Origin of the sequence: Mycobacterium marinum (assembly GCF_003391395.1) — a bacterium.
Taxonomy (GTDB): Bacteria; Actinomycetota; Actinomycetes; order Mycobacteriales; family Mycobacteriaceae; genus Mycobacterium; species Mycobacterium marinum.
In genome coordinates this window covers 1,762,198-1,788,280 of the sequence record NZ_CP024190.1, presented here as the reverse complement: position 1 = coordinate 1,788,280, position 26,083 = coordinate 1,762,198, and the positions used below count along the sequence as shown (strand labels likewise).

Annotated in this window: 12 protein-coding genes and 1 tRNA gene; 6 read left to right on the top strand and 7 right to left on the bottom strand. The window is 72.1% G+C overall.

Annotated elements, in window-relative coordinates; genetic code table 11:
- Window positions 1-1,942 precede the first annotated feature (1,942 nt).
- Complete coding sequence (locus CCUG20998_RS07510) at window positions 1,943-16,063, top strand: PE family protein (protein ID WP_153068542.1); 14,121 nt, start codon at window positions 1,943-1,945, stop codon at window positions 16,061-16,063.
- 109 nt (window positions 16,064-16,172) lie between these two features.
- Window positions 16,173-16,325 (top strand): hypothetical protein, encoded by a 153-nt coding sequence (locus CCUG20998_RS28345; RefSeq protein WP_020732333.1) that lies wholly within the window; start codon window positions 16,173-16,175, stop codon window positions 16,323-16,325.
- Between the two features lie 356 nt (window positions 16,326-16,681).
- Here CCUG20998_RS28345 and CCUG20998_RS07500 read toward each other — a convergent pair.
- Window positions 16,682-16,754: transfer RNA gene (locus CCUG20998_RS07500), tRNA-Ala, on the bottom strand.
- 65 nt (window positions 16,755-16,819) lie between these two features.
- Complete coding sequence (gene pgm, locus CCUG20998_RS07495; protein ID WP_020732332.1) at window positions 16,820-18,451, bottom strand: phosphoglucomutase (alpha-D-glucose-1,6-bisphosphate-dependent); 1,632 nt, start codon at window positions 18,449-18,451, stop codon at window positions 16,820-16,822.
- A 127-nt stretch (window positions 18,452-18,578) separates the two neighbouring features.
- Between pgm and crcB (CCUG20998_RS07490) the strand changes: the two genes are divergently transcribed.
- The 3 genes from crcB (CCUG20998_RS07490) to CCUG20998_RS07480 are packed head-to-tail and all read left to right on the top strand — an operon-like array spanning window position 18,579 to window position 20,451.
- Complete coding sequence (crcB, locus tag CCUG20998_RS07490; RefSeq protein WP_012393425.1) at window positions 18,579-18,974, top strand: fluoride efflux transporter CrcB; 396 nt, start codon at window positions 18,579-18,581, stop codon at window positions 18,972-18,974.
- Entirely contained in the window at window positions 18,974-19,348 is a 375-nt protein-coding gene (gene crcB / locus CCUG20998_RS07485; protein ID WP_012393424.1) for a fluoride efflux transporter CrcB, read from the top strand. Before crcB (CCUG20998_RS07490) ends, crcB (CCUG20998_RS07485) begins: the two co-directional genes overlap by 1 nt.
- On the top strand, window positions 19,345-20,451 hold the full coding sequence (locus tag CCUG20998_RS07480) for a DUF190 domain-containing protein (protein ID WP_020732330.1): 1,107 nt from the start codon (window positions 19,345-19,347) through the stop codon (window positions 20,449-20,451). Before crcB (CCUG20998_RS07485) ends, CCUG20998_RS07480 begins: the two co-directional genes overlap by 4 nt.
- Window positions 20,452-20,461: 10 nt before the next feature.
- Here the strand turns inward: CCUG20998_RS07480 and CCUG20998_RS07475 are convergent, their stop codons facing one another.
- Genes CCUG20998_RS07475 through CCUG20998_RS07465 form a run of 3 tightly spaced genes read right to left on the bottom strand, consistent with a single transcriptional unit; the run spans window position 20,462 to window position 22,375 of the window.
- On the bottom strand, window positions 20,462-21,085 hold the full coding sequence (locus CCUG20998_RS07475) for a GNAT family N-acetyltransferase (RefSeq protein ID WP_012393422.1): 624 nt from the start codon (window positions 21,083-21,085) through the stop codon (window positions 20,462-20,464).
- Window positions 21,086-21,098: 13 nt separating this feature from the next.
- Entirely contained in the window at window positions 21,099-21,977 is an 879-nt protein-coding gene (locus tag CCUG20998_RS07470; protein WP_020732329.1) for an LLM class F420-dependent oxidoreductase, read from the bottom strand.
- 41 nt (window positions 21,978-22,018) lie between these two features.
- Window positions 22,019-22,375 (bottom strand): DUF488 domain-containing protein, encoded by a 357-nt coding sequence (locus CCUG20998_RS07465; RefSeq protein WP_020732328.1) that lies wholly within the window; start codon window positions 22,373-22,375, stop codon window positions 22,019-22,021.
- A 57-nt stretch (window positions 22,376-22,432) separates the two neighbouring features.
- On the opposite strand from CCUG20998_RS07465, the gene CCUG20998_RS07460 reads away from it, so the two are divergent.
- Window positions 22,433-23,707 (top strand): HNH endonuclease, encoded by a 1,275-nt coding sequence (locus CCUG20998_RS07460; protein WP_020732327.1) that lies wholly within the window; start codon window positions 22,433-22,435, stop codon window positions 23,705-23,707.
- 21 nt (window positions 23,708-23,728) lie between these two features.
- Here the strand turns inward: CCUG20998_RS07460 and CCUG20998_RS07455 are convergent, their stop codons facing one another.
- The gene (locus CCUG20998_RS07455; RefSeq protein WP_020732326.1) at window positions 23,729-24,646 is read right to left on the bottom strand and encodes an HpcH/HpaI aldolase/citrate lyase family protein; all 918 of its coding nucleotides are present in this window, start codon (window positions 24,644-24,646) and stop codon (window positions 23,729-23,731) included.
- Window positions 24,647-24,754: 108 nt separating this feature from the next.
- Window positions 24,755-26,032, bottom strand: a complete 1,278-nt coding sequence (locus CCUG20998_RS07450) for a PucR family transcriptional regulator (protein ID WP_020732325.1) — start codon at window positions 26,030-26,032, stop codon at window positions 24,755-24,757.
- Window positions 26,033-26,083: the final 51 nt, after the last annotated feature.

Genomic DNA, 26,083 nt, shown 5'->3' with positions numbered 1-26,083 from the left:
CCGCCCGGCTGCCGATCGCAGCCGGTGCAGGTGGGCTCGACGCTCGAATTCGTCGCGATTCGTGTCATTGCGCACGACCACTTCCTGTGTCGGCGGTCGAGCTCCGCCAGAAAGAATCAGCTTGCCGGATGATTGTTCCCTCGGCACGACTTCCGTCGCCGATTCCAACTCCGGGAAGCCTGCACATTGAGCAACGACGTTTGTTCGTCACTAGCCGAACTTTCAACCGGTTCCACAAGCAGTCCTCAGACGGTAACGATTGCGTTCAAACCAGTGCACCTCCCCGGGGCGATTTATAACGTTTCTATTAAATGGGCATGCAGATGCTAGGCAGCCATTTCTGTGATCCAACTAATTGATAGCTAACAATTTGCTGAGACCTCGCGATGCCCGGGCTTGAACAAGGCATCATTGCAGGTCTTGTGCCTTATTTTCACTGCCGCAAACTACAACAGCGTCCGGCGGCCGAACTAGAAATGACCGGCTGGCCCCAATTAATTGGGCCGGGGTGTATGAGAGTCTTGTCGAAAATAATTGTCAAATGCCCTACCGATATTGCACGGACGGCGGGTGATGGCACGCGGGCCGAGGCAGGTTCGGGCCGAACGCAACGCCGCGCATCCGGGCGCAGGTAGTGCCGTAAGGTCCCGTAGCGCTGGTGATATCGGCATGGCAGTGCACTCGTGGTGTTGGCACACAGGCGTGCGAGCCACGAGATAACGAGGCGACGTCGCCTCAGATGTCCAAGCACCCTTGTCGCCAGCCCTGCCAGGCAAAAGCGCCACATCCGGCCAGTCTCAGTGACCATTCTCGGAAAATCTCTCATACACCCCGGCTCAAGCAATTGGGGCCAGCCAGGCATTCCTGGCATAACCCTTTCCTCTCCCCCATTCGGCTATCGACTAACTCCTCCCGAGGCAGGTGCGTAGCAGCAGCTCGCGGTGGAAAATAACGTTGTCGACAGTTACCGGCCCAATTGCTAACTTCCGGTCGTCGCCTTGACCAGGTCCAAAGTGCGGCTGGCTTCGTAAACGACAATGAAAGTCAAATCGAATAAGCGGTCGTTGTGAGAAGCGGCTCCATCAGTCAACGGAAACGCGGGTGTCGCCCGCGTTGTTCGGATCGATGGTTTGGATGACGTCGCTATCGCTGGGACCCACGCGAGGCTGGCGCGAAGCATCAGACCGGCGCCGATACCAGTCGTAGCAACACGATTGTCGTTCGAACAACACGAGGTCGTGTGGGTGGTGGTAGGACTTCGCTGGCCGATCCCTCAAGCACTTTGCGATCTCCGGCACCGACGCGAAACGCTAAACCGGCCGAACCGATTACCAGGCGCTCGCCCAGATGTACGAGCCGACGTACGTCGCGACCCGCTGCACGCAGAGGCCAACTGTTGGCTGCCTGGGCGCCCTGCCGGTGCAGAATTGGCCGATCCGCACCAACAGTCCCAGGATTGGTGCGCAACCATGCCTCGCCTCCGGCCGACCCCCGATCATGAAGTCCGCATGAACACCAAATGACACTGCCGATTTCGTGATCGCGGCCAACCACCACGACATCATTGGTGTTCGGCACCTCGAGCATCTCGAGTCGCGTCGCGCATCCGGCCCGATCTCCGGGTTCCCGCCCACGACGTCGAGTTATCCTCTGCCCCAACACTTTTGTTGACCGTGACGAGGCTAGGAATGCTTCAGTCCAACGTGTGCGGTTGGCACTTGGTCGATGTCGTGTCCCCGCAGAGTCGTCCCATCCGAACGTCGCGTGACCGAGTCGCACAAACGCTGGACCACAACGACAGGCTCACCTTGGCAATCTCCCCAAAGCGAACCTCCGCCAGTAGTCCGACTACCTATTTTCTTTCCCAATACCAACCGCATCAATTCTGGCTGCGGGTGCACTGCCGTCACCGAGCGTGTTTTGGAGCTGCCCTGTGTCGTACATGTCTATCTCACCGGAAATCGTGTCATCGGCCGCAGGTGAATTGGCGAACATCGGATCGACGGTCAGCGCGGCCAACGCGGCGGCTGCCGCCGCCACGACAGAGTTGTTGGCTGCGGGCTCTGACGAGGTATCGACGCGCATCGCAGCGCTCTTTGGCGCCAACGGCGTCGAGTATCAGGCCATCAGCGCGCAGATAGCGTCGTTTCACGACCGGTTCGTTGCGGCTTTGAACACTGGGACGAGTTCGTATGTGTGGGCTGAGGCGACCAACGTTGAGCAGAATCTGCTGAACGCGGTCAACGCGCCGGTCCAGACTCTGCTCGGGCGCCCGTTGATCGGCAACGGCGCCAATGCGACAACCCCCGGTGGTGCGGGCGGCGACGGTGGGCTGCTCTACGGCAGTGGCGGCAACGGCGCGGCCGGTGCGCCCGGGCAGGCCGGCGGGGCCGGCGGATCCGCGGGCCTATGGGGCAACGGCGGCTCTGGCGGCTCCGGCGGAATAGGCGGCGGCACCGGCGGCAACGGCGGCAGCGGCGGGTGGCTGCTTGGCCGCGGTGGTATCGGCGGTGCGGGCGGCACTGGTGGCGGTAGCGGGGGTAGCGGTGGAGGCGCGTGGCTGTTTGGCGACGGCGGCGCAGGTGGGATGGGCGGCAGCGGCGGCTCCGGTGGCGGCTTCGGCGGCACCGGCGGGCACGGCGGGCTGCTGTATGGCAACGGCGGCGCTGGCGGTGCCGGTGCAACTGGGCAGACCGGCGGGTCCGGCGGATGGGCGGCGCTGTGGGGCCGCGGTGGGGCTGGTGGGGCTGGCGGCGACAACGGTGGGTTCGCCGGTGGCGACGGCGGCCACGGCGGACTGTTGTGCGGCGCCGGCGGTGACGGCGGCCTTGGGGGCGGCGATGGTGGCAATGCCGGGTGGTTGTTGGGCTTCGGCGGGCACGGCGGCGCCGGCGGCGATGGCGGCTTCGCGGGCGGCGAGGGCGGTAACGGTGGATGGCTGTTGGGCTTCGGCGGGCACGGCGGCACCGGCGGCATCGGCGGCGGCACGGGTGGGGCGGGCGGCGCAGGCGGCCTGGTGATGGGCTTCGGCGGACACGGCGGCACCGGCGGCATCGGCGGCGGTGCAGGCGGGGCGGGCGGTCAGGCCGCGCTGCTCTTCGGGCACGGCGGCGGTGGTGGCGCCGGCGGAGTCGGCACTGCCGGCGGCGCCGGGGGTGCCGGCGGAGACGGCGGCAACCCCGGATGGCTGTTGGGCCGAGCTGGCTCCGGCGGAGACGGCGGGGCCGGCGGGGCTGCTACCACAGTCGGCGCCACCGGAGGCGTGGGTGGCCACGGCGGGGCCGGCGGACGCGGCGGCGTCTTGATGGGTGGCGGTGCCGGCGGGGACGGCGGGGCCGGCGGAGCTGGTGCTAATGGCAGCAACGGTGTCGGCGACGGAGGCAACGGCGCCACTGGTGGCGGTGGCGGTGTTGGCGGCGACGGCGGCGCCGGCGGTCAAGCCGCGCTGTTGTTCGGCTGCGGTGGGACCGGGGGCCACGCCGGTGCTGGCGGCGCCGGTGGCGGCGGCGGCACGGGCGCAGACAGTCTTACCGGTATCGGCGGTGCTGGCGGGGACGGCGGGGTCGGCGGTGCCAGCGGCCAAGCCGGAGCCGGCGGTGCCGGCAACCTGTTCAGCCACAACGGATCCAGGGGTCATGCGGGCATCGGCGGAGACGGCGGTGACGGCGGCACCGGAGGAACCGGCGGAGAAGGCACCGACGCCGCCGCAGGATCCGGCCTCACCGGCGGCACCGGATACGCCGGCGGCGCCGGAGGAACCGGCGGCGCCGGCGGCAACAGCGGCCTCGGCGGCACCAACGGATCCGGCGGACACGGCGGAACCGGCGGGACTGGCGGCACAGGCGGAACCGGCGGATCCGGCGCGGACAACACCACCGGCATCGGCGGCGACGGAGGCCAAGGCGGCACCGGCGGCGACGCCGGCGCAGGCGGAGCCGGCGGCAACAGCGGCTTCGGCGGCACCGGCGGCACCACAGGAACCCACGGCGACGCCGGCATCGGCGGCGATGGCGGTGACGGCGGCACCGGAGGAACCGGCGGACAAGGCACCGACGCCGCCGCAGGAACCGGCCTCACCGGCGGCACCGGATACGCCGGCGGCACCGGAGGAACCGGCGGCGCCGGCGGCAACAGCGGCCTCGGCGGCACCAACGGATCCGGCGGACACGGCGGCACCGGCGGGACTGGCGGCACCGGAGGAACCGGCGGATCCGGTGCAGACGCACTGGACGGCAGCGGCGCGAGCGGCCACGACGGCGGGGACAGTGGCGCCGGCGGTGACGGCGGGACCGGCGGGGCAGGCGGTAACGCCGGGACCGGAGCCGGCGCGGCGGGCAACAACGGCGATGGCGGAGCCGGCGGGACGGGCGGCAACAGCGGCGCCCAAGCTGGCGACGGCGGCGCCGGAGCCGCCAACACCACGATCGGCGGGACCGGCGGAGCCGGCGGATCTGGCGGAAACATCGGCGCTGGGGGTGCCGGGGGTCAGGGCGGCGCGGCCGGCACCACAAGCGGGGTCGGCGGCGCCAGCGGCGCCAGCGGCACTAGCGGCCAGTCCATCGGTACCGGCGGCGACGGCGGCGCAGGCGGGGCTGGCGGCACCGGAACCACCGGCGCCGACGCAGCTGCCGGCAGCGGACTCGACGGAGACATCGGCGGCACCGGAGGCGCCGGTGGAGCCGGAGGAACCGGCGGATCCGGAGGCACCGACTCGGGAGTCGGTGGATCCGGCGGTGTCGGGGGCGTCGGCGGCACCGGCGGCCAAGGCGGAGCCGGTAGCGACAACAGTGCGAATGCCGGAGTCGCAGGCGGAGCGGGCGGCCAGGGCGGGGCCGGCGGTACTGGTGGTGCTGCCGGCTCTGGTGGCACTGGATCCGTTGCGGGTGCCGACGGGTCATCCGGGGACGGCGGTACCGGCGGGCTAGGTGGCGACGGCGGGGCTGGTGGCACCGGTTCTATGGGCGCAGTCGACGGCGGCACTGGCGGCCAGGGCGCATCAGGCGGCGCCGGCGGAACTGGCGGAACCGGCGGCGCAGCCGGAACCGGCACCGGCGGCATCCAAGGCGCCGGCGGCCAAGGCGGCACCGGCGGAACCGGAGGCCAAGGCGGCACCGGCCGCACCGGCGCCGACAGCACCGACCCAACCCTCGCCGGCCAAGCCGGCGGCCAAGGCGGCACCGGAGGCACCGGCGGAGCCGCAGGCACCGGCGGCACCGGATCAGTGACCGGTGCCGCGGGCTCCGCCGGCGACGGCGGCACCGGCGGACTCGGCGGCCACGGCGGCGCGGGCGCCGACAACACCACCACGGTCGGCGCCGGCGCCCAAGGCGCCACCGGAGGCACCGGCGGCGCAGGCGGAACCGGCGGAACGGGCGGTGCAGCCGGAACCGGCACCGGCGGTACCCAAGGCGCCGGCGGCCAGGGCGGCACCGGCGGAACCGGAGGCACGGGCGGTATCGGCGGCGCCGGCACTGACAGCGCCGGCCCGTCGCAAATCGCGCAAGCCGGCGGCCAAGGCGGCACCGGAGGAACCGGCGGAGCCGCAGGCACCGGCGGCAGCGGATCAGTGAACGGCGCCGAGGGCTCCTCCGGTGACGGCGGCACCGGAGGACTCGGCGGCCACGGCGGCGCAGGCGCCGACAACACCACCACGGTCAGCGCCGGCGCCCAAGGCGCCACCGGAGGCACCGGCGGCGCAGGCGGAACCGGCGGAACCGGCGGCGCAGCCGGAACCGGCACCGGTGGTATCCAAGGCGCCGGCGGCCAAGGCGGAACCGGCGGAACCGGAGGCCAAGGCGGCACCGGCGGAGACGGCACCGACAACAGCACCACCCCAGGAGCAGCCGGCGGCGCCGGCGGCCAAGGCGGCACCGGAGGAACCGGCGGGGCCGCCGGTCAAGGCGGCACCGGATCAGTGACCGGTGCCGAGGGCTCCTCCGGTGACGGCGGCACCGGTGGACTCGGCGGCGACGGCGGCGAAGGCGGCCAAGGCACCACCGCCGTGAACCCGGGCGACACTGGCGGCCAAGGCGCATCAGGCGGCGCAGGCGGAACCGGTGGAACCGGCGGCGCAGCCGGAACCGGCACCGGTGGTATCCAAGGCGCCGGCGGCCAAGGCGGCACCGGCGGAACCGGAGGCCAAGGCGGCACCGGCGGCGACGGCACCGACAACAGCACCACGCCAGGAGCAGTTGGCGGCGCCGGCGGCCAAGGCGGGGTCGGCGGCACCGGCGGAGCCGCAGGCAGCGGCGGCACCGGATCCACCATGGGCGCCGAGGGCTCCTCCGGCGACGGCGGCACCGGCGGACTCGGCGGCGACGGCGGCGCAGGCGGCCAAGGCACCACCGGAACGGCGGGCGCCGGCACCGGAGGCCAAGGCGCATCAGGTGGTGCCGGCGGCCAAGGCGGAACGGGCGGCGCAGCCGGAACTGGCACCGGCGGCATCCAAGGCGCCGGCGGCCAAGGCGGCACCGGCGGAACCGGCGGCACCGGAGGAACCGGAGGAACCGGCACCGACAGCACCGACCCAACCCTCGCCGGCCAAGCCGGCGGCCAAGGCGGAACCGGCGGCACTGGTGGCGCAGCCGGTAGCGGCGGCACCGGATCCACCATGGGCGCCGAGGGCTCCTCCGGTGACGGCGGCACCGGCGGACTCGGCGGCGACGGCGGCGCGGGCGCCGACAACACCACCACGGTCAGCGCCGGCGCCCAAGGCGCCACCGGAGGCACCGGCGGCGCAGGCGGCCAAGGCGGAACCGGCGGCGCAGCCGGAACCGGCACCGGTGGTACCCAAGGCGCCGGCGGCCAAGGCGGCACCGGCGGAACCGGAGGCCAAGGCGGCACCGGCGGAGACGGCGCCGAAAGCACCGACCCATCCCTCGCCGGCCAGGCCGGCGGCCAAGGCGGCACCGGCGGGACCGGCGGAGCCGCCGGTCAAGGCGGCACCGGATCAGTGACCGGCGCCGACGGCTCCGCAGGCGACGGCGGCACCGGCGGACTCGGCGGCGGCGGCGGCGCAGGAGCCGACAACACCACCACGGTCAGCACCGGCGCCCAAGGCGCCACCGGAGGCACCGGCGGCGCAGGCGGAACCGGCGGAACCGGCGGCGCAGCCGGAACCGGCACCGGTGGCATCCAAGGCGCCGGCGGCCAAGGCGGCACCGGGGGCGCCGGCGGATCCGGAGGAACCGGAGGCACCGGCACCAACAACAGCACCACCCCAGGAGCAGCCGGCGGCGCCGGCGGCCAAGGCGGCACCGGCGGTACCGGCGGCGCAGCAGGCAGCGGCGGCACCGGATCCACCATGGGCGCCGAGGGCTCCTCCGGCGACGGCGGCACCGGCGGACTCGGCGGCCACGGCGGCGCGGGCGCCGACAACACCACCACGGTCAGCGCCGGCGCCCAAGGCGCCACCGGAGGCACCGGCGGCGCAGGCGGAACCGGCGGAACGGGCGGTGCAGCCGGAACCGGCACCGGTGGCATCCAAGGCGCCGGCGGCCAGGGCGGCACCGGCGGAACCGGAGGCCAAGGCGGCACCGGAGGCACCGGCACCGACAACAGCACCACGCCAGGAGCAGCCGGCGGCGCCGGCGGCCAAGGCGGCACCGGCGGGACCGGCGGCGCAGCCGGTAGCGGCGGCACCGGATCCACCATGGGCGCCGAGGGCTCCTCCGGTGACGGCGGCACCGGAGGACTCGGCGGCGACGGTGGTGCTGGTGGCACCGGTTCTATGGGCGCAGTCGACGGCGGCACTGGCGGCCAGGGCGCATCAGGCGGCGCAGGCGGCACCGGCGGAGCCGGCGGCGCAGCCGGAACCGGCACCGGTGGCATCCAAGGCGCCGGCGGCCAGGGCGGCACCGGCGGAACCGGAGGCACGGGCGGTATCGGCGGCACCGGCACCGACAACAGCACCACGCCAGGAGCAGCCGGCGGCGCCGGCGGCCAAGGCGGCACCGGCGGGACCGGCGGAGCCGCAGGCAGCGGCGGCACCGGATCCACCATGGGCTCCGACGGCTCCTCCGGCGACGGCGGCACCGGCGGACTCGGCGGCGACGGCGGTGCTGGTGGCACCGGTTCTATGGGCGCAGTCGACGGCGGCACTGGCGGCCAGGGCGCATCAGGCGGCGCAGGCGGCCAAGGTGGCACCGGCGGCGCAGCCGGAACCGGCACCGGTGGTATCCAAGGCGCCGGCGGCCAAGGCGGCACCGGCGGAACCGGAGGCACGGGCGGTATCGGCGGCACCGGCACCGACAGCACCGACCCAACCCTCGTCGGCCAAGCCGGCGGCCAAGGCGGCACCGGCGGGACCGGCGGAGCCGCAGGCACTGGCGGCACCGGATCCACCATGGGCGCCGAGGGCTCCGCCGGCGACGGCGGCACCGGCGGACTCGGCGGCGACGGCGGCACGGGCGCCGACAACACCACCACGGTCAGCGCCGGCGCCCAAGGCGCCACCGGAGGCACCGGCGGCGCAGGCGGCCAAGGCGGAGCCGGCGGCGCAGCCGGAACCGGCACCGGCGGTATCCAAGGCGCCGGCGGCCAAGGCGGCACCGGCGGAACCGGAGGCACGGGCGGTATCGGCGGCACCGGCACCGACAGCACCGACCCAACCCTCGCCGGCCAAGCCGGCGGCCAAGGCGGCACCGGAGGAACCGGCGGAGCGGCCGGTCAAGGCGGCACCGGATCAGTGACCGGCGCCGAGGGCTCCGCCGGCGACGGCGGCAGCGGCGGACTCGGCGGCGACGGCGGCGCAGGCGCCGACAACACCACCACGGTCAGCACCGGCGCCCAAGGCGCCACCGGAGGCACCGGCGGCGCAGGCGGCCAAGGCGGAACCGGCGGCGCAGCCGGAACCGGCACCGGTGGCATCCAAGGCGCCGGCGGCCAAGGCGGCACCGGCGGAACCGGAGGAACCGGAGGCACCGGAGGCACCGGAGGCACCGGCACCGACAGCACCGACCCAACCCTCGCCGGCCAAGCCGGCGGCAAAGGCGGCACCGGCGGCACTGGTGGCGCAGCCGGTCAAGGCGGCACCGGTTCCACCAGCGGGTCCGCGGGCACCGCCGGCGACGGCGGCACCGGCGGACTCGGCGGCGACGGCGGCGCGGGCGCCGACAACACCACCACGGTCAGCGCCGGCGCCCAAGGCGCCACCGGAGGCACCGGCGGCGCAGGCGGAACCGGCGGAACGGGCGGTGCAGCCGGAACCGGCACCGGTGGCATCCAAGGTGCCGGTGGCCAAGGCGGCACCGGGGGCGCCGGCGGATCCGGAGGAACCGGAGGCACCGGCACCAACAACAGCACCACCCCAGGAGCAGCCGGCGGCGCCGGCGGCCAAGGCGGCACCGGCGGTACCGGCGGCGCAGCCGGTAGCGGCGGCACCGGATCCACCATGGGCGCCGAGGGCTCCTCCGGTGACGGCGGCACCGGCGGACTCGGCGGCGACGGCGGCGAAGGCGGCCAAGGCACCACCGCCGTGAACCCGGGCGACACCGGCGGCCAAGGCGCATCAGGCGGCGCAGGCGGCACCGGCGGCACCGGCGGCACAGCCGGAACCGGCACCGGCGGCATCCAAGGCGCCGGCGGCCAAGGCGGCACCGGCGGAACCGGAGGCACGGGCGGTATCGGCGGCACCGGCACCGACAGCACCGACCCAACCCTCGCCGGCCAAGCCGGCGGCCAAGGCGGCACCGGCGGCACCGGCGGAGCCGCAGGCAGCGGCGGCACCGGATCCACCATGGGCTCCGACGGCTCCTCCGGCGACGGCGGCACCGGCGGACTCGGCGGCGACGGCGGTGCTGGTGGCACCGGTTCTATGGGCGCAGTCGACGGCGGCACTGGCGGCCAGGGCGCATCAGGCGGCGCAGGCGGCCAAGGTGGCACCGGCGGCGCAGCCGGAACCGGCACCGGTGGTATCCAAGGCGCCGGCGGCCAAGGCGGCACCGGCGGAACCGGAGGAACCGGAGGCACCGGAGGCACCGGCACCGACAGCACCGACCCAACCCTCGCCGGCCAAGCCGGCGGCCAAGGCGGAACCGGCGGGACCGGCGGAGCCGCAGGCACTGGCGGCACCGGATCCACCATGGGCGCCGAGGGCTCCGCCGGCGACGGCGGCACCGGCGGACTCGGCGGCGACGGCGGCACGGGCGCCGACAACACCACCACGGTCAGCGCCGGCGCCCAAGGCGCCACCGGAGGCACCGGCGGCGCAGGCGGCCAAGGCGGAGCCGGCGGCGCAGCCGGAACCGGCACCGGCGGCATCCAAGGCGCCGGCGGCCAAGGCGGCACCGGCGGAACCGGAGGCCAAGGCGGCACCGGAGGAACCGGCACCGACAGCACCGACCCAACCCTCGCCGGCCAAGCCGGCGGCCAAGGCGGCACCGGAGGAACCGGCGGAGCGGCCGGTCAAGGCGGCACCGGATCAGTGACCGGCGCCGAGGGCTCCGCCGGCGACGGCGGCAGCGGCGGACTCGGCGGCGACGGCGGCGCAGGCGCCGACAACACCACCACGGTCAGCACCGGCGCCCAAGGCGCCACCGGAGGCACCGGCGGCGCAGGCGGCCAAGGCGGAACCGGCGGCGCAGCCGGAACCGGCACCGGTGGCATCCAAGGCGCCGGCGGCCAAGGCGGCACCGGCGGAACCGGAGGAACCGGAGGCACCGGAGGCACCGGAGGCACCGGCACCGACAGCACCGACCCAACCCTCGCCGGCCAAGCCGGCGGCAAAGGCGGCACCGGCGGCACTGGTGGCGCAGCCGGTCAAGGCGGCACCGGTTCCACCAGCGGGTCCGCGGGCACCGCCGGCGACGGCGGCACCGGCGGACTCGGCGGCGACGGCGGCGCGGGCGCCGACAACACCACCACGGTCAGCGCCGGCGCCCAAGGCGCCACCGGAGGCACCGGCGGCGCAGGCGGAACCGGCGGAACGGGCGGTGCAGCCGGAACCGGCACCGGTGGCATCCAAGGTGCCGGTGGCCAAGGCGGCACCGGGGGCGCCGGCGGATCCGGAGGAACCGGAGGCACCGGCACCAACAACAGCACCACCCCAGGAGCAGCCGGCGGCGCCGGCGGCCAAGGCGGCACCGGCGGTACCGGCGGCGCAGCCGGTAGCGGCGGCACCGGATCCACCATGGGCGCCGAGGGCTCCTCCGGTGACGGCGGCACCGGCGGACTCGGCGGCGACGGCGGCGCGGGCGCCGACAACACCACCACGGTCAGCGCCGGCGCCCAAGGCGCCACCGGAGGCACCGGCGGCGCAGGCGGAACCGGCGGAACGGGCGGTGCAGCCGGAACCGGCACCGGTGGCATCCAAGGCGCCGGCGGCCAAGGCGGCACCGGGGGCGCCGGCGGATCCGGAGGAACCGGAGGCACCGGCACCAACAACAGCACCACCCCAGGAGCAGCCGGCGGCGCCGGCGGCCAAGGCGGCACCGGCGGTACCGGCGGCGCAGCCGGTAGCGGCGGCACCGGATCCACCATGGGCGCCGAGGGCTCCTCCGGTGACGGCGGCACCGGCGGACTCGGCGGCCACGGCGGCGCGGGCGCCGACAACACCACCACGGTCAGCACCGGCGCCCAAGGCGCCACCGGAGGCACCGGCGGCGCAGGCGGCCAAGGCGGAACCGGCGGCGCAGCCGGAACCGGCACCGGTGGCATCCAAGGCGCCGGCGGCCAAGGCGGCACCGGCGGAACCGGAGGAACCGGAGGCACCGGAGGCACCGGCACCGACAGCACCGACCCAACCCTCGCCGGCCAAGCCGGCGGCAAAGGCGGCACCGGCGGCACTGGTGGCGCAGCCGGTCAAGGCGGCACCGGTTCCACCAGCGGGTCCGCGGGCACCGCCGGCGACGGCGGCACCGGAGGACTCGGCGGCCACGGCGGCGCGGGCGCCGACAACACCACCACGGTCAGCGCCGGCGCCCAAGGCGCCACCGGAGGCACCGGCGGCGCAGGCGGCCAAGGCGGAACGGGCGGTGCAGCCGGAACCGGCACCGGTGGCATCCAAGGCGCCGGCGGCCAAGGCGGCACCGGCGGAACCGGAGGAACCGGAGGCACCGGAGGCACCGGCACCGACAGCACCGACAGCACCGACCCAACCCTCGCCGGCCAAGCCGGCGGCAAAGGCGGCACCGGCGGGACCGGCGGAGCCGCAGGCACCGGCGGCACCGGATCCACCATGGGCGCCGAGGGCTCCTCCGGCGACGGCGGCACCGGCGGACTCGGCGGCCACGGCGGCGCAGGCGCCGACAACACCACCACGGTCAGCGCCGGCGCCCAAGGCGCCACCGGAGGCACCGGCGGCGCAGGCGGAACCGGCGGAACGGGCGGTGCAGCCGGAACCGGCACCGGCGGCATCCAAGGCGCCGGCGGCCAGGGCGGCACCGGCGGAACCGGAGGCCAAGGCGGCACCGGAGGCACCGGCACCGACAGCACCGACCCATCGCAAGCCGCACAAGCCGGCGGCCAGGGCGGCGTCGGCGGTACTGGTGGCGCGGCCGGTCAAGGCGGCACCGGATCCACCATGGGCGCCGCGGGCTCCTCCGGCGACGGCGGCACGGGCGGCACCGGCGGCAGCGGCGGCGAAGGCGGCCAAGGCACCACCGGAACGGCGGGCGCCGGCACCGGAGGCCAAGGCGGCGTTGGCGGCACCGGGGGCATCGGTGGGGCTGGCGGCGCGGCCGGAACCGGCACGGGCGGAATCCAGGGCGCCGGAGGCCAAGGCGGCAGCGGCGGCACTGGAGGCCAAGGCGGCACCGGAGGCGCCGGTACCGATAGCACCGATCCTTTGTTGTCCGGCGGCATCGGCGGTACGGGCGGTGTCGGCGGTACCGGTGGTGCAGCGGGTGCTGGCGGCGCCGGGTCCACCATGGGCTCTGATGGCAGCTCCGGCAACGGCGGGGTCGGCGGCACCGGCGGCAGCGGCGGCCAAGGCGGCCAAGGCACCGCGGGGGCTGCCGACGCCGGCACCGGCGGCCAAGGCGGGGTCGGCGGCATCGGAGGCTCCGGCGGCACGGGCGGCGCAGCCGGCACCGGCACCGGTGGAATCCAAGGCGCCGGAGGCCAAGGCGGCAACGGCGGAACCGGAGGCACCGGAGGAACCGGCGGCGCCGGCACCGACAACAGCACCACCCCAGGAGCAGCCGGCGGCGCCGGCGGCCAAGGCGGCACCGGTGGCATCGGCGGAGCCGCAGGCACCGGCGGCACCGGATCCACCACGGGTGCCGACGGCAACTCCGGCGACGGCGGCACCGGCGGCACTGGCGGCACCGGCGGGGCCGGCGGCCAGGGCACCAACGGGACTTCCGGCGGCGGTATCGGCGACCAGGGCGCATCAGGTGGTGCCGGCGGCCAAGGCGGCACCGGCGGCGCAGCCGGCACCGGCACCGGCGGCATCCAAGGCGCCGGCGGCCAAGGCGGCGACGGCGGAACCGGAGGTAAAGGCGGTACCGGCGGAGTTGGCGTTAACAACACTGCCAACACGGGAGTGGATGGCGGCGACGGCGGCGCCGGCGGTCAAGGCGGCGAAGGTGGCGGGGCCGGTCAAGGCGGCACCGGATCGGTCACGGGCGCCACGGGTACCGGCGGCACCGGCGGGGCTGGTGGTGCCGGCGGCACGGGCGGTACCGGCGGCACCGGCGGCAAAGATCCGAGCCAGCACGCTGGTGCTGGTGGCGCTGGCGGCGACGGCGGCGTAGGCGGTGCTGGCGGGGCCGGCAACGGCGGCACCGGAGGCGGCACCGGAGGCCACGGCGGCGCTGCCGGCAACGGCGGAGCCGGCGGAGCCGGAGGCGGCATCCCGTCGGGCATTGCTGGCGGCGACCCAGGCTCCGGCGGTAGCGGCGGGGATGGCGGTAGCGGCGGCGGCGGCGGCGACGGTGGCGGCACCGGCGGGGATGGCGGTAGCGGCGGCAAAGGCGGCACCGGCGGACTCGGTCCGTGGGACAGTGACCACCCCGGCGGCGACGGCGGGACGGGCGGCATCGGCGGCGCTGGCGGCACCGGCGGGGCCGGCATCGGCGCTACCGGCGGCGGCACCGGCGGCGGAGGTGGCACCGGCGGCGGTGGCGGCGCCGGCGGTCAGGGCGGCGAGCTCGGCGGCGACGGCGGGGCCGGCGGTGCGGCCGGTGATGGCGGCGTCGGCGGTACAGGCGGGATCGGTGGCGGTCACGGAGGGACCGGCGGCCTCGGTGGCGATGGCGGCACCGGCGGCCTCGGCGACCCCCGAACCGGCACCATTACCACCAACGGGGGCGCTGGCGGTATCGGCGGCACGGCCGGTGCCGGGGGCGCCGGCGGCGCGGCTGGCGCCGGCGGCAACGGCGATGGGGGCACCGGAGGCACTGGGGGCACTGGGGGCACCGGCGGCAACGGCGGTGTCGCCGCGGCGCTTCCCGACGGGACTCTCGGGACCGGCGGCGCAGGCGGCGACGGCGGCACCGGAGGCGCAGCCGGTGCCGGCGGCAGCGGCACGGGCACGGGCGCTGACGGCAGTTCCGGCAACGGCGGGACGGGCGGCGACGGCGGCGACGCCGGCGGCGGCAGCAGTGGCACCAGAGCCGCCCTCCCCCCAGGCCTCGACGGCGGCGACGGCGGTGCCGGCGGGGCCGGCGGGACCGGCGGCGCGGGAATCGGTGGGATCGGCGGCGGCGACGGCGGAAACGGTGGCGACGGCGGCGGCGGCGGCAACGGCGGCAACGGGCGGCAGGGCTCGGCCGGACAGGTCGGCGGAGACGGTGGATCTGGCGGGACCGGCGGTGCCGGTGGTGCTGCCGGCGCGGGCGGCGCGGGCGGCGGGGCTAGCGGCGCCGCTGGAGACGGCGGAGCGGGGGGAAACGGCGGGAAGGGCGGGCTTGGCGGCGCTCCCACCGCTAACAACGGCCAAGCCGGCCAAACTGGCGGCGTAGGAGGCAGGGGTGGTGACGGCGGTGCGGGCGGCGCCGGCATTGGCGCTAGTGGCGGCGGCGACGGCGGAGCCGGGGGCCACGGGGGCAACGGCGGCACCGGCGGCAGGGGCCAAGGCGGCAATGCCTCCAATGGCCCCGGTGGCATTGGCGGTACAGGTGGGGCCGCTGGTGATGGCGGCAACGGTGGCGCGGGTGGTGCTGGCGGCGGCGATGGCGGTAACGCGGGCGACGGTGGTAGCGGCGGCGCCGGTGGTAACGGCGGCGCAGCCCGGTCCACCGGTAGCGGTGCGGGCGGTGTGGGCGGCGCGGGTGGCGCCGCCGGCAACGGCGGCACCGGCGGCGATGCTGGGGCCGGCGGAAACGGCAGCGGAGGCGACGGCGGCAACGCCGGCGGCGGCGGGTCCGGCGGCACAGGCGGAGCAGCCGCACTAGCCGCCGTGGGTGGTGACGGCGGTGTCGGCGCCGCTGGAGGCACCGGCGGTGACGGCGGCGCCGCTGCCGGTACGGGTACCAACGGCACCAGCGGCGACGGCGGCGATGGCGGCCAGGGCGGTGTTGGCGGCCAAGGCGGTGTTGGCGCGTTCGACACCGGTACCGATAACGCCGGCACCGGCGGCACCGGCGGCAATGGCGGCCAGGGTGGAGCCGGCGGCACGGCCGGTGCCGGACCCGGCACACCGGGCACCGGGGGCACGGCCGGCCTCGGCGGTCAAGGCGGAAAGGGCGGCACCGGCGGCGTCTCCACTTTCAGTGGTAACAGCGGCGGTCAAGGCGGCCAAGGCGGCCAAGGCGGCCAGGGCGGCACCGGAGCCAACGGAGTCATCAGCGGCATCAACGGCGGCGCCGGCGCCCAAGGCGGCCAAGGCGGCCCAGGCGGCACCGGCGGATCCAGCAGCGCCGGCCCCGGCGGCACCGGCGGCGAGGGCGGTCAAGGTGGCACCGGCGGCACCGGAGGCACCGGTGCGGTCACCGGAGGCAGCGGCGGCACCGGAGGCAGCGGCGGTGACGGCGGCACCGGAGGCACCGGCGTCGTCGGTGCCGGCAACGCCGGAGGCACGGGTAACGCCGGCAACGCCGGCAGTGGCTCCTCCGGTGCGGCCGGCGGCCCTGGAGGCACCGGGGGCACCGGCGGTGACGGCGGTGACGGAGGTGCGGGCTAGAGCGTCACCGCCACCGTCTCCGTCGGCAACGGACCGTTTGGGGTGCCGGTCAGCCCCACCGGCCCCGAAGCCGGCGACATCTACGTCACCAACAGGGGGCAGCGACACGGTGTCGGTGATCGACCCCACCACCAACACCGTCATCGGCACGATCTCCGTCGGTACCAACCCGATCGAGGTGGCGGTCAGCCCGACCGGCGCCGAAGCCGGCGACGTCTATGTCGCAAATAAGGGTGACGACACCGTGTCGGTGATCAGCTAAGGGCTGGCCGACGCGCAACACTCTCCCGCATCACCGCAAGCTGCTGGCTGGACAAGGGCTTCAAAGACGGTCCGAACGGGCTCATCGCGCTCCAAGCCGTGGCCAGGGCCAAGGTCAACAGGAGGTTCGGCGGGTAACCGTCGCACACTCCGCCCGCGGTTTGGCAACGGCGGAGCGACTCGACCTTCGCTTCCAACGCCTCGGGGTACCCGAGTGGCCTGCGAGTGCAGGGCCTTGGCCACCCAGTCGGCCGGTGTTCGAGCCCGCTGTCAGCGTGCGGACGAACACGGTCGTCAACCCACTCCTGACCACTCAAATCCAGCGTGGAAATACGCAAAATGCCCAGTTAAATCGAGTGGAGCTAAGGGGACTCGAACCCCTGACCCCCACACTGCCAGTGTGGTGCGCTACCAGCTGCGCCATAGCCCCGCGAAGTCGTGCTCATCGAAGCTACACCACTAGCATCACGGGTTCAAAGTCGCTGGCCGCAACGACTACCCGATCACCTGATTCACCACTTCGCGCGCGGTTTTCTGTACCTCGGCCAGATGCGCGGGCCCGTTGAAGGACTCTGCATAGATCTTGTAGACGTCTTCGGTGCCCGACGGACGCGCCGCGAACCACGCGTTGGCGGTGGTCACCTTGAGCCCACCCAGCGGTGCGCCGTTTCCCGGCGCCTGGGTCAGCTTGGCGGTGATCGGCTCACCAGCGAGTTCGGTGGCGCTGATCTGGTCGGGCGACAGCTTGGCCAGACGGGCCTTCTGGTCCCGATTTGCGGGCGCGTCTACCCGGGCATACGTGGGGGCGCCATATTGATCAGCCAGCGCACGGTACCGCTGCGAAGGCGTGGCGCCGGTGACGGCCAGGATCTCCGCGGCCAGCAGCGCCATGATGATGCCGTCTTTGTCGGTGGTCCAGACTGATCCGTCGCGCCGCAGGAACGAGGCGCCCGCCGACTCCTCGCCGCCGAACCCGATGGTGCCGCCGATCAGGCCGTCGACGAACCACTTGAACCCGACCGGCACTTCCACAAGCTCACGGCCGATTCCTGCGACGACCCGGTCGATGATCGACGAACTGACGGCGGTCTTGCCCACGGCAATGCCTGCCGGCCACGACGGCCGGTGCGTGTACAGATAGTCGATGGCCACCGCCAGATAGTGATTCGGGTTCAGCAGCCCCTCATCAGGGGTGACGATGCCGTGTCGATCTGCGTCGGCGTCGTTGCCGGTCGCGATCTGGTAGTGGTCCCGGTTGGCGATCAGCGAGGCCATCGCATCCGGTGAGCTGCAGTCCATCCGGATCTTGCCGTCGTGATCGAGCGTCATGAACCGCCAGGTCGCGTCGACCAGCGGGTTGACCACGCTGAGCGCCAGACCGTGCCGACTGGCGATTTCACCCCAGTAGTCCACACTGGCCCCGCCCAGCGGATCGGCACCGATGCGAACCCCAGCCTCGCGGATGGCAGCGATATCGACCACGTTGGGCAAGTCGTCCACATAGTTGCCCAGGTAGTCATGCCGCTGCGCGGAACGTAGCGCTCGGGCCAATGGCATCCGCGCCACGCCTGCCCCGTCTCGCAGAATTTCGTTGGCGCGCTTGGCTATTGCGTTGGTGGCGTCGGTGTCGGCCGGGCCCCCGTTGGGGGGGTTGTATTTGAAGCCACCGTCCGGCGGCGGGTTGTGCGATGGCGTGACCACAATGCCGTCAGCCAGCGCCTCGGTGCGGCCGCGGTTGTAGGTCAAGATCGCGTGGCTGACCGCCGGCGTCGGTGTGTAGCGGTCCGCCGAGTCGATCATGGTGACCACGTTGTTGCCGGCGAGCACTTCCAGCGCCGACACCCAGGCCGGTTCCGAAAGACCATGTGTGTCACGGCCGATGAACAGCGGTCCGGTGGTGCCACGTGCGGCGCGGTACTCGACGATGGCCTGGGTTATGGCCAGAATGTGGGCCTCGTTGAACGCTCCGTTCAGCGCGGAGCCGCGATGACCCGAAGTGCCGAACACCACCTGCTGGGCGACGTCGTCCGGATCGGGTTCAATGGTGTAATAGGCCGTCACCAGGTGGGACAGATCGACCAGGTCTTCGGGCTGGGCCGGCTGTCCGGCCCGCGGGTTGGCAACCATGAGTACCAATTCTGCCTCCCCCTACCACTCGGGAACTTCCCAGGTATTCCCCAGGGTTTACCCACTTGCAAGTCCCCACCTAGGCTGCTAACGGACACGAACTTGTACCGCGGGAGGGAAGCGACTGGTGGCACGCCCCGACTACCGAGAACTGGCCGCGATTTTCGCCGGCGGAGCCCTGGGCGCCCTGGCCCGCGCGGCATTGAGCACTCTGGCGGTCCCCGACCCGGCCAAGTGGCCCTGGCCCACCTTCACCGTGAACATCGTGGGCGCCTTCTTGGTGGGTTACTTCACCACCCGCCTGCTGGAGCGGTTGCCGTTGTCTAGCTACCGACGCCCACTGTTGGGAACCGGATTGTGTGGCGGCCTAACCACTTTCTCGACGATGCAAGTCGAGACGCTGAAGATGATCGAGTACGGCCATTGGGCACTGGCCCTCGTCTACACGCTCGTGAGCGTTACTTTCGGGCTGCTGGCGGTCAAACTGGCGACAGTCGCGGTTCGCCGCGTGCGGGTGCGCTGATGACCGCAGGAACCGTGGTGGTTTGGATGGGCGTCATGGTCATTGGGGGCCTCGGTTCGACGCTGCGCTTTCTGGTGGACCGCACGATCGCGCGCAGAATGGCCAGGACGTTTCCGTTTGGCACCTTCGCCGTAAACGTCAGCGGCGCAGCACTACTCGGATTCCTTGCCGGCCTGGCACTGTCCCGGGACGCGGCCCTGTTGGCGGGCACCGCGTTTGTGGGCGCCTACACCACCTTCTCCACTTGGATGCTGGAAACCCAACGGCTGAGCGAGGAACGGCAAATGTGGGTCGCGCTGGCCAATATTGGGCTCAGCGTGCTCGCCGGCCTCGGGGCGGCGTTGTTGGGGCACTGGATCGCGCAGCTGCTATGAGCGCGCAGAGCCTCAAGTTGACCGCGTACTTCGGTGAGCGGCATCGCGTTGTGGGTACCAATCGGTTCCTGGCCGATACGCTGCTGGATCTGTTCGGCAACCGTGGCATCGCCACGAGCGTAATGCTGCGTGGTACCAACGGTTTCGGCCTCAAGCACGAGCTGCGCAGCGATCAGTCGCTGAGCCTGTCCGAGGACCCTCCGGTGACAGTCGTCGCCGTCGATGTCGAGTCCAAGATCCGCTCGCTGGTCGACGAAGTGACGGCGATGACCGGCCGGGCGCTGTTGACACTCGAGCGCGCTCGACTGGTGACCCGGCACAACGGCGTCGAAGCATTGAATGACATCGAGCAGCAAACCGCGGACGCCGCAAAGCTGACCGTCTATGTCGGCCGCCAGGTCCGGGTTGGCGGATCCCCCGCCGCCTATGCCGTCTGCGAGTTGCTACGGCAGCATGGATTTGCCGGGGCCACGGTACTTCTTGGTGTGGACGGCACAGCAGATGGCGAACGATTCCGGGCCCGCTTTTTTGGCCGCAATGTCAACGTTCCGCTCATGATCATCGGCATCGGAACGGCCGCGCAGGTGTCCGCCGCCGCCACCAAACTCGCCACCGTACTGACCAACCCGCTGTTGACCATCGAACGGGTGCGGCTGTGCAAGAACGACGGCAGATTGTTCGCCCGCCCCCAACAGCTGCCGCCGACCGATGACCAAGGACGCCACCTGTGGCAGAAGCTGATGGTGCACACCTCCGAAGCCAGTCACCACGAGGGGGTGCCCATCCACCGTGCCCTGGTGCATCGACTGATGCAGTCCGGGGCGGCGCGCGGAGCGACCGCCCTACGCGGCATCTGGGGGTTTCATGGTGACCGCAGAACACACGGAGACAAGCTGTTTCGGATCACCCGCGATGTGCCGGTAACCACGATCATCATCGACACACCCGAGGCGATCGCGCGCAGCTTCGAGATTGTCGAGGACCTGACCACCCGTCACGGGCTGGTGACTAGCGAAATGATTCCTGCCGCAATGTCGTTCAGCGAGTCGTTGGACTGGACGCAGCGCACCTGCGAACCCCCGATGGCTCGCTACGACTACTGAAGCGAAACCTTCAGCTGCGTAGTCCGGGCACGTCGTCGAGAGTGCGCGGTAGCACGTAGAGCGCCACGCGACGATCCGGCAGGTCATGTTCGCCCAGGAATGTGCAGCCACCGTTCTCGCAGAATCGGCGGGTGCCCCTGCTGCGATAGTCCGGGGAAAAGATGATCCGGCGGCATTGCGGTTCGGCATTGAGCACGCTGGCCACGAAGTGCGGCAGCAAGAGTTGGGCATTTCCCAGGCCAACGAACTTCGGTTCAGCCGTTGCGGCGTGGATGCCCAGATCATAGGGGTCAGACTCATATAGCGTTGATATGAGATCTTTTGCAGCCCTATATAATTCGAGGTATCCATAGTCCAGGCCGTCTAAGCTGCCGATGTAGGGTCGCGAGTAATCGCCCTCGAGTTGCGCCTGCAGGTAGCGGTACCACCGCGACGCCGGCCATGCGGCATCCCAGGCCCTGAGCAGGTGCGGCCGGCGCATCCAGTCAGCGATCTTCTCGGCGTCGGCGTCGGGATCAGCCAGCCGGAACGCGTACGGGCTGGGGACCTCCGGCGCCGGCGGCGGCGGAACGCTGCGGACCTCGTCGTCGAGGTCGGTCAGTTCCCTCGGGAACAGCGTGTCGGCTTCACTCATGTCAACGGGGAGCCTACCTAACCCACACTGTGGACAGCCATCTTTCTGCCAGCGCCGAAACCCAGTTTTGCGCCGCCTCGGCGGCCTCGGGCGGCGTCTCAACCAGCACTAACTCATCGACCCCCAGCTCGGCCAGCGCATCGACGTCGCACGGCTGGGGGCAGCGCAGGGCGACGGCCAACCGCAGCTCATCACGGTTGCGGCCCGACTCGGCACACAGCCGATCGAGCTTGCCAACCCGCTCGCGGACGGCGCCAACGCCGTCGAGGTTGAAGCCGTACCAGCCATCCGCCCAGGCCGCGACGCGGCGCAGCGCCGCATCGCTGTTGCCCCCGACCATGACCGGGACCCGTCGGTCGCGCACGGGCTTGGGATTCACCCGAACCGAATCGAACCGGACGAACTCCCCGGTGAACGAGGCGAGATCGTCGCGCCACAGGGTGCGCATCGCGGCGACGTATTCGGCCGTACGACCAGCACGATCCTGAAACGGGACACCCAGCGCCGCGAACTCCTCGCGAGACCAGCCGACGCCCACGCCAAGCGTCAACCGTCCCCCGCTCAACCTGTCCAGACTTGCCGCCTGCTTGGCCACCACTACCGGGTTGTGCTCCGGCAGCAGCAGCACCCCGGTCGCCACGGTGATACGGGAGGAGGCGGCGGCGGCGAAGCTCAGCGCAATCATCGGGTCCAGCCAGTCCGCCTGGGGCGGGATCGCTATGACGCCGTCCTCGGAGTACGGGTAGCGCGATGTGTGCCGGTCGACCATCACGACATGCTCGCCGGCCCACAATGTGGCAAACCCGGCATCATCGGCCGCGGAGGCCACGGCGTCGATCATCGAGCGGTCGGCCCCGGCACCGATTCCCAGCGCATGCAATCCCAGCTGCACCCGGAGATCGTCTCACGCAGCGCACCCCCGAGCGACGAATCTCAGCGGGCTTTCAGCAGATTCGCCAGAACGGCCACGTGACTTCCAGCTACCTCTCGGGTAGCGGTGACCAGCGTGACCGCACCGCCCTGGGCCAGCGTGTGCAGTTCGGCCAGCGCCGCACTGCCAGAAAGCTCCGCCTCATAGCGCGCCGCGAACTCTTCGAATCGCTCAGGTTGGTGGTGGTACCACTGACGCAACTCGGTAGACGGGGCGACGCCCTTGCACCAGATGCCGACCCTGGGGTCGTCCTTGCGAATGCCTCGCGGCCAGATGCGGTCGACCAGGACGCGCTGGCCGTCGTCGGGTTCGACGTCGTCATAGATCCGAGCCACCCGGATCCGGGCCTCGCGGCTCATCCAGCCAGCGTATCGGGGGCTGTCGTCTAGTCAGTGGAACCTGCTAGAATCGAACACATGTTCGAATCCTTGGCGACTGTCGATCCCGCCGCCGACCAAGCCGCGCTGGTCGAGCGCATTGCTGAGCTGGAGAGGGTCAAATCGGCAGCCGCAGCAGGCCAGGCTCGCGCGGCGGCCGCCTTGGACACGGCACGCCGAGCTGCCGAATCAGCTGCCGGCGTGCCAGCCGCCCAGCGTGGACGTGGTCTGGCCAATGAGATCGCGCTGGCGCGACGAGACTCGCCCGCCCGGGGCAGCCGCCACCTGGGATTCGCCAAGGCACTAGTGCATGAAATGCCGCACACACTGGCGGCGCTGGAATGCGGGTTGCTGTCGGAGTGGCGGGCCACCCTGATCGTTCGCGAGAGCGCTTGTCTGGACATCGAGCACCGGCGCGAATTGGATGCCGAATTGTGTGGCGACCCGTCCGGCCTTGAGGGGTTGGGTGATGCTCGGGTCGCCGCGGCGGCCAAAGCGATCGCCTACCGGCTGGACCCACATGCTGTCGTCGACCGGGCGGCCAAGGCCGAGAGGGAACGGACGGTCACCATCCGCCCGGCTCCCGACACCATGACCTATCTGACCGCGCTATTGCCGGTGGCCCAGGGCATTTCGGTGTACGCGGCGCTGCGCCGTGCGGCAGATACCCGGTGTGACGGGCGCTCCCGCGGGCAGGTGATGGCGGACACCCTGGTCGAGCGGGTCACCGGGCGCGACGCGGCGGTCCCGACTCCGATCGCGGTCAACCTGGTGCTGACGGATGAATCACTGCTGGGAGCCGATAGCGCACCCGCGGATGTCTGCGGCTATGGCCCAATCCCCGCGGCGGTCGCCCGTACGATGGTCGCCGACGCTGTCGCCGACGGACGTTCGCGGGCGACGCTGCGCAGGCTCTACGCCCATCCCCGAGCCGGGGCGCTGGTAGCGATGGAATCACGAGCGCGGCTATTTCCCCGCGGCCTGGCCGCCTTCATCGAGTTGCGGGATCAGCGGTGTCGCACTCCCTACTGCGACGCCCCGATCCGACACCGCGATCACGCGCGGCCTTGGGCCAAAGGCGGCCCCACCACAGCGGACAACGGCCTGGGATCGTGCGAGCGCTGCAACTACGCCAAGGAGGCGTACGGTTGGCGAGTCGAGACGAGTATGCACGAAACCCACACGCACACAGCTGAATTCACCACGCCAACGGGAACAAGCTACCGATCCGGCGCCCCGCCGCGGGTGCAGACCGTCACGGCCAGCGAACTCGAGGTCAGGGTAGGCATTTCGCTCGCCCGGCACGCCGCCTAGCTCGTCACAACCTAGTAGTGACTAGTAGTGATAGGTGTCGGTTGGCGCGGGTGAGTGCACCGGCTCGTCCTCGAAGTCAGAGGCCTCGATGCCGTAGGCACGCGCCAGATCCAGGATCTTGGTTGCGCGGGCAATACGCGGCAGGTCGGAGCCGTTTCGGATCTCTCCCCCATCGCGCTCGAACTCGGCGAAAAACTCTTTCGCCCAGCCGATCTCGTCCTGCGACGGGGACAGCCCCTCATTCACCACCGCGCACTGCTCCGGCGACAAACAGATCTTGCCCGTCATCCCGAACTCCACCGAGACCGCGCTGGCCTCGATGAGCTTGAGCGGGTTGGAGCCGATGGTCGGCCCGTCGATTGCACTCGGCAGGCCGGCCGCCTTGGCCGCGATGGTAAATCGTGACCGCGCGTACGCCAGCGTGGTGGCGTCTTCGCCAAAGCCGGTATCCCGGCGGAAGTCACCGATGCCGAAAGCCAGCCGGAAGGTGCCCTTGGCCGACGCGATTTCGGTGATGCGCTCCAGGCCGCGAGCCGTCTCGACCAATGCCACGATCGGCACGTTGGGCAGCCTCCTGGCGGTCTCGGTGACATGGTCGACCGATTCCACCATCGCCAACATGACACCACCGACCGAGCTGCCAGCCAGGATGGCTATGTCGTCGGCCCACCACGGGGTGCCGAAGCCATTGATGCGAACCCAGTCGGCATTGCCGTCACCGAGCCAATGCACCACATTGTCGCGAGCGCTGCCCTTGTCTTTGGGGGCGACCGCATCCTCGATGTCGAGCACGACGATGTCGGCGCGAGAATGCGACGCAGCCTGGAATCGGTCGGCATGCGTGCCGTTGACCAGCAACCAGCTCCGGGCCAGCACTGGGTCGATGCGTGAACCCACGTCGGCAGGATCCACGACGTAGCTATTGACCTGTTCGTACATTGCTTGTTCTGCCGCCATCTTCGTTCTATTAGTCGGGCGTATTACCTAAACCGTAGCGGTAACGCCACCGATTGCCTCCAACGACCTGTACCCACGGCGCCGGCACCCTCACCGCTCGGGGCCGAGCACCACCGCGCCGAACCACTGGCAGACCAGTAACGCCATCTCGACGTCGAGCCGCTCGTCGTCGATCGGCCGGCCCCGACGCTCGACCGCCCGGGCAACCCGGTACTTGACCGAGTTGTAGTGCAGGTGCAGGCGCTCCGCCGCCGCCTTGTAACTACCCCCTTCGCGCAGGAAGACCCGAAGCGTCTCACGCAGCACGGCATCGTTGTCCGAATCGGTCGACAACGGGCCCAGGGTCTCGCGCACCCAGGCCCCGGCGTCCGGCAGATCCGCACCCATCAGTGCGGCCGCGGACAGTCCCTCGTCGCTGACCGCCATGACCGCCGGCGCGGATGCACCCACCGCGACACCAACACGGTGTGCGTTTCGCGCCTGACGGTGTGCCCGCCGGAAACCTTCGACGCCCGGCAATGCCTGGCCCAATGCGACGTGCGGCGCGTCGGTGTGGCCCGCGACGAAGCGACGGACCCGCTCGGTCAGGCCAGCATCATTGGCCCGCAACGGGATCCACCCCCACCCGGTGATCCGATCCGCGGCCACGAACAACGCATTGCCCGTGCCCAGGTGCTCGGCAAGTTCGTCTAAGAACCGCTCCAGCCTCTCGAACTCGTTGCCGTCGGTCGCGCCATCGGGGAACCACAAGACGAGCGCGAGATGCACCTTTCGCAACGGGTAGCGAATCGACTTGGTCATCGCGTCGGTGTCGATGTCGCCGCCATCGAGAATCTCCGCGATCCGGACATTGCGGACTCGGCTGCGGTTTTCCAGCCACCGGTCGCGTTCGGCCTCGTAGGCCGCCACGACCTGTTGCGAGATCCAGTCGATGTAGTTGAAGGTGACCTCGGAGATCCGGTTGAACACATCAAGGCTCAGCGCGGGATCGGCGCCCGCTTCCTGGACCCCATCGATGATTCGCTCCAGCATCTCTTTGTGGCCAAGCCGGTAGGCACGCACCAGCGCATTGACCGGCACCCCCCGCTGCGCCAACCTCCTGGCGTACTCCAGCGCCGCCGTCGGAGACTCAACGCGCTCGATCGGAATGTCGTAGTGGATCGCGTTGAGCACCGCGGCCACGTTTCCCTCGACGCTGGCGTGGAGAAGGTCCAGCAGTTGCACGTCACCGCGCAGCTCGACGATTTCGCGTTCCAGGGTGCCTTGAATCGATGCGGTCGCTTCGGCTAATTGGGCGCTAAGGCGGTCCACGACCTCGACCGCGATTTTGCCGACCGCCGCGTCGTCGGTGCGGTTTCGTTCCGCCATGAACCGACACTAGACGTCTTGACGGGTCCGACAGAACCGGGTCTTAGCGGT

Excerpts from the sequence above, each read along its gene's own strand:
- CCUG20998_RS07510 (WP_153068542.1), top strand. The coding sequence starts at position 1,943 with ATGTCTATCTCACCGGAAATCGTGTCATCGGCCGCAGGTGAATTGGCG.
- pgm (WP_020732332.1), bottom strand. The coding sequence starts at position 18,451 with ATGGTTGCCAACCCGCGGGCCGGACAGCCGGCCCAGCCCGAAGACCTG.
- crcB (WP_012393424.1), top strand. The coding sequence starts at position 18,974 with ATGACCGCAGGAACCGTGGTGGTTTGGATGGGCGTCATGGTCATTGGG.
- CCUG20998_RS07480 (WP_020732330.1), top strand. The coding sequence starts at position 19,345 with ATGAGCGCGCAGAGCCTCAAGTTGACCGCGTACTTCGGTGAGCGGCAT.
- CCUG20998_RS07475 (WP_012393422.1), bottom strand. The coding sequence starts at position 21,085 with ATGAGTGAAGCCGACACGCTGTTCCCGAGGGAACTGACCGACCTCGAC.
- CCUG20998_RS07465 (WP_020732328.1), bottom strand. The coding sequence starts at position 22,375 with ATGAGCCGCGAGGCCCGGATCCGGGTGGCTCGGATCTATGACGACGTC.
- CCUG20998_RS07460 (WP_020732327.1), top strand. The coding sequence starts at position 22,433 with ATGTTCGAATCCTTGGCGACTGTCGATCCCGCCGCCGACCAAGCCGCG.
- CCUG20998_RS07455 (WP_020732326.1), bottom strand. The coding sequence starts at position 24,646 with ATGTACGAACAGGTCAATAGCTACGTCGTGGATCCTGCCGACGTGGGT.
- CCUG20998_RS07450 (WP_020732325.1), bottom strand. The coding sequence starts at position 26,032 with ATGGCGGAACGAAACCGCACCGACGACGCGGCGGTCGGCAAAATCGCG.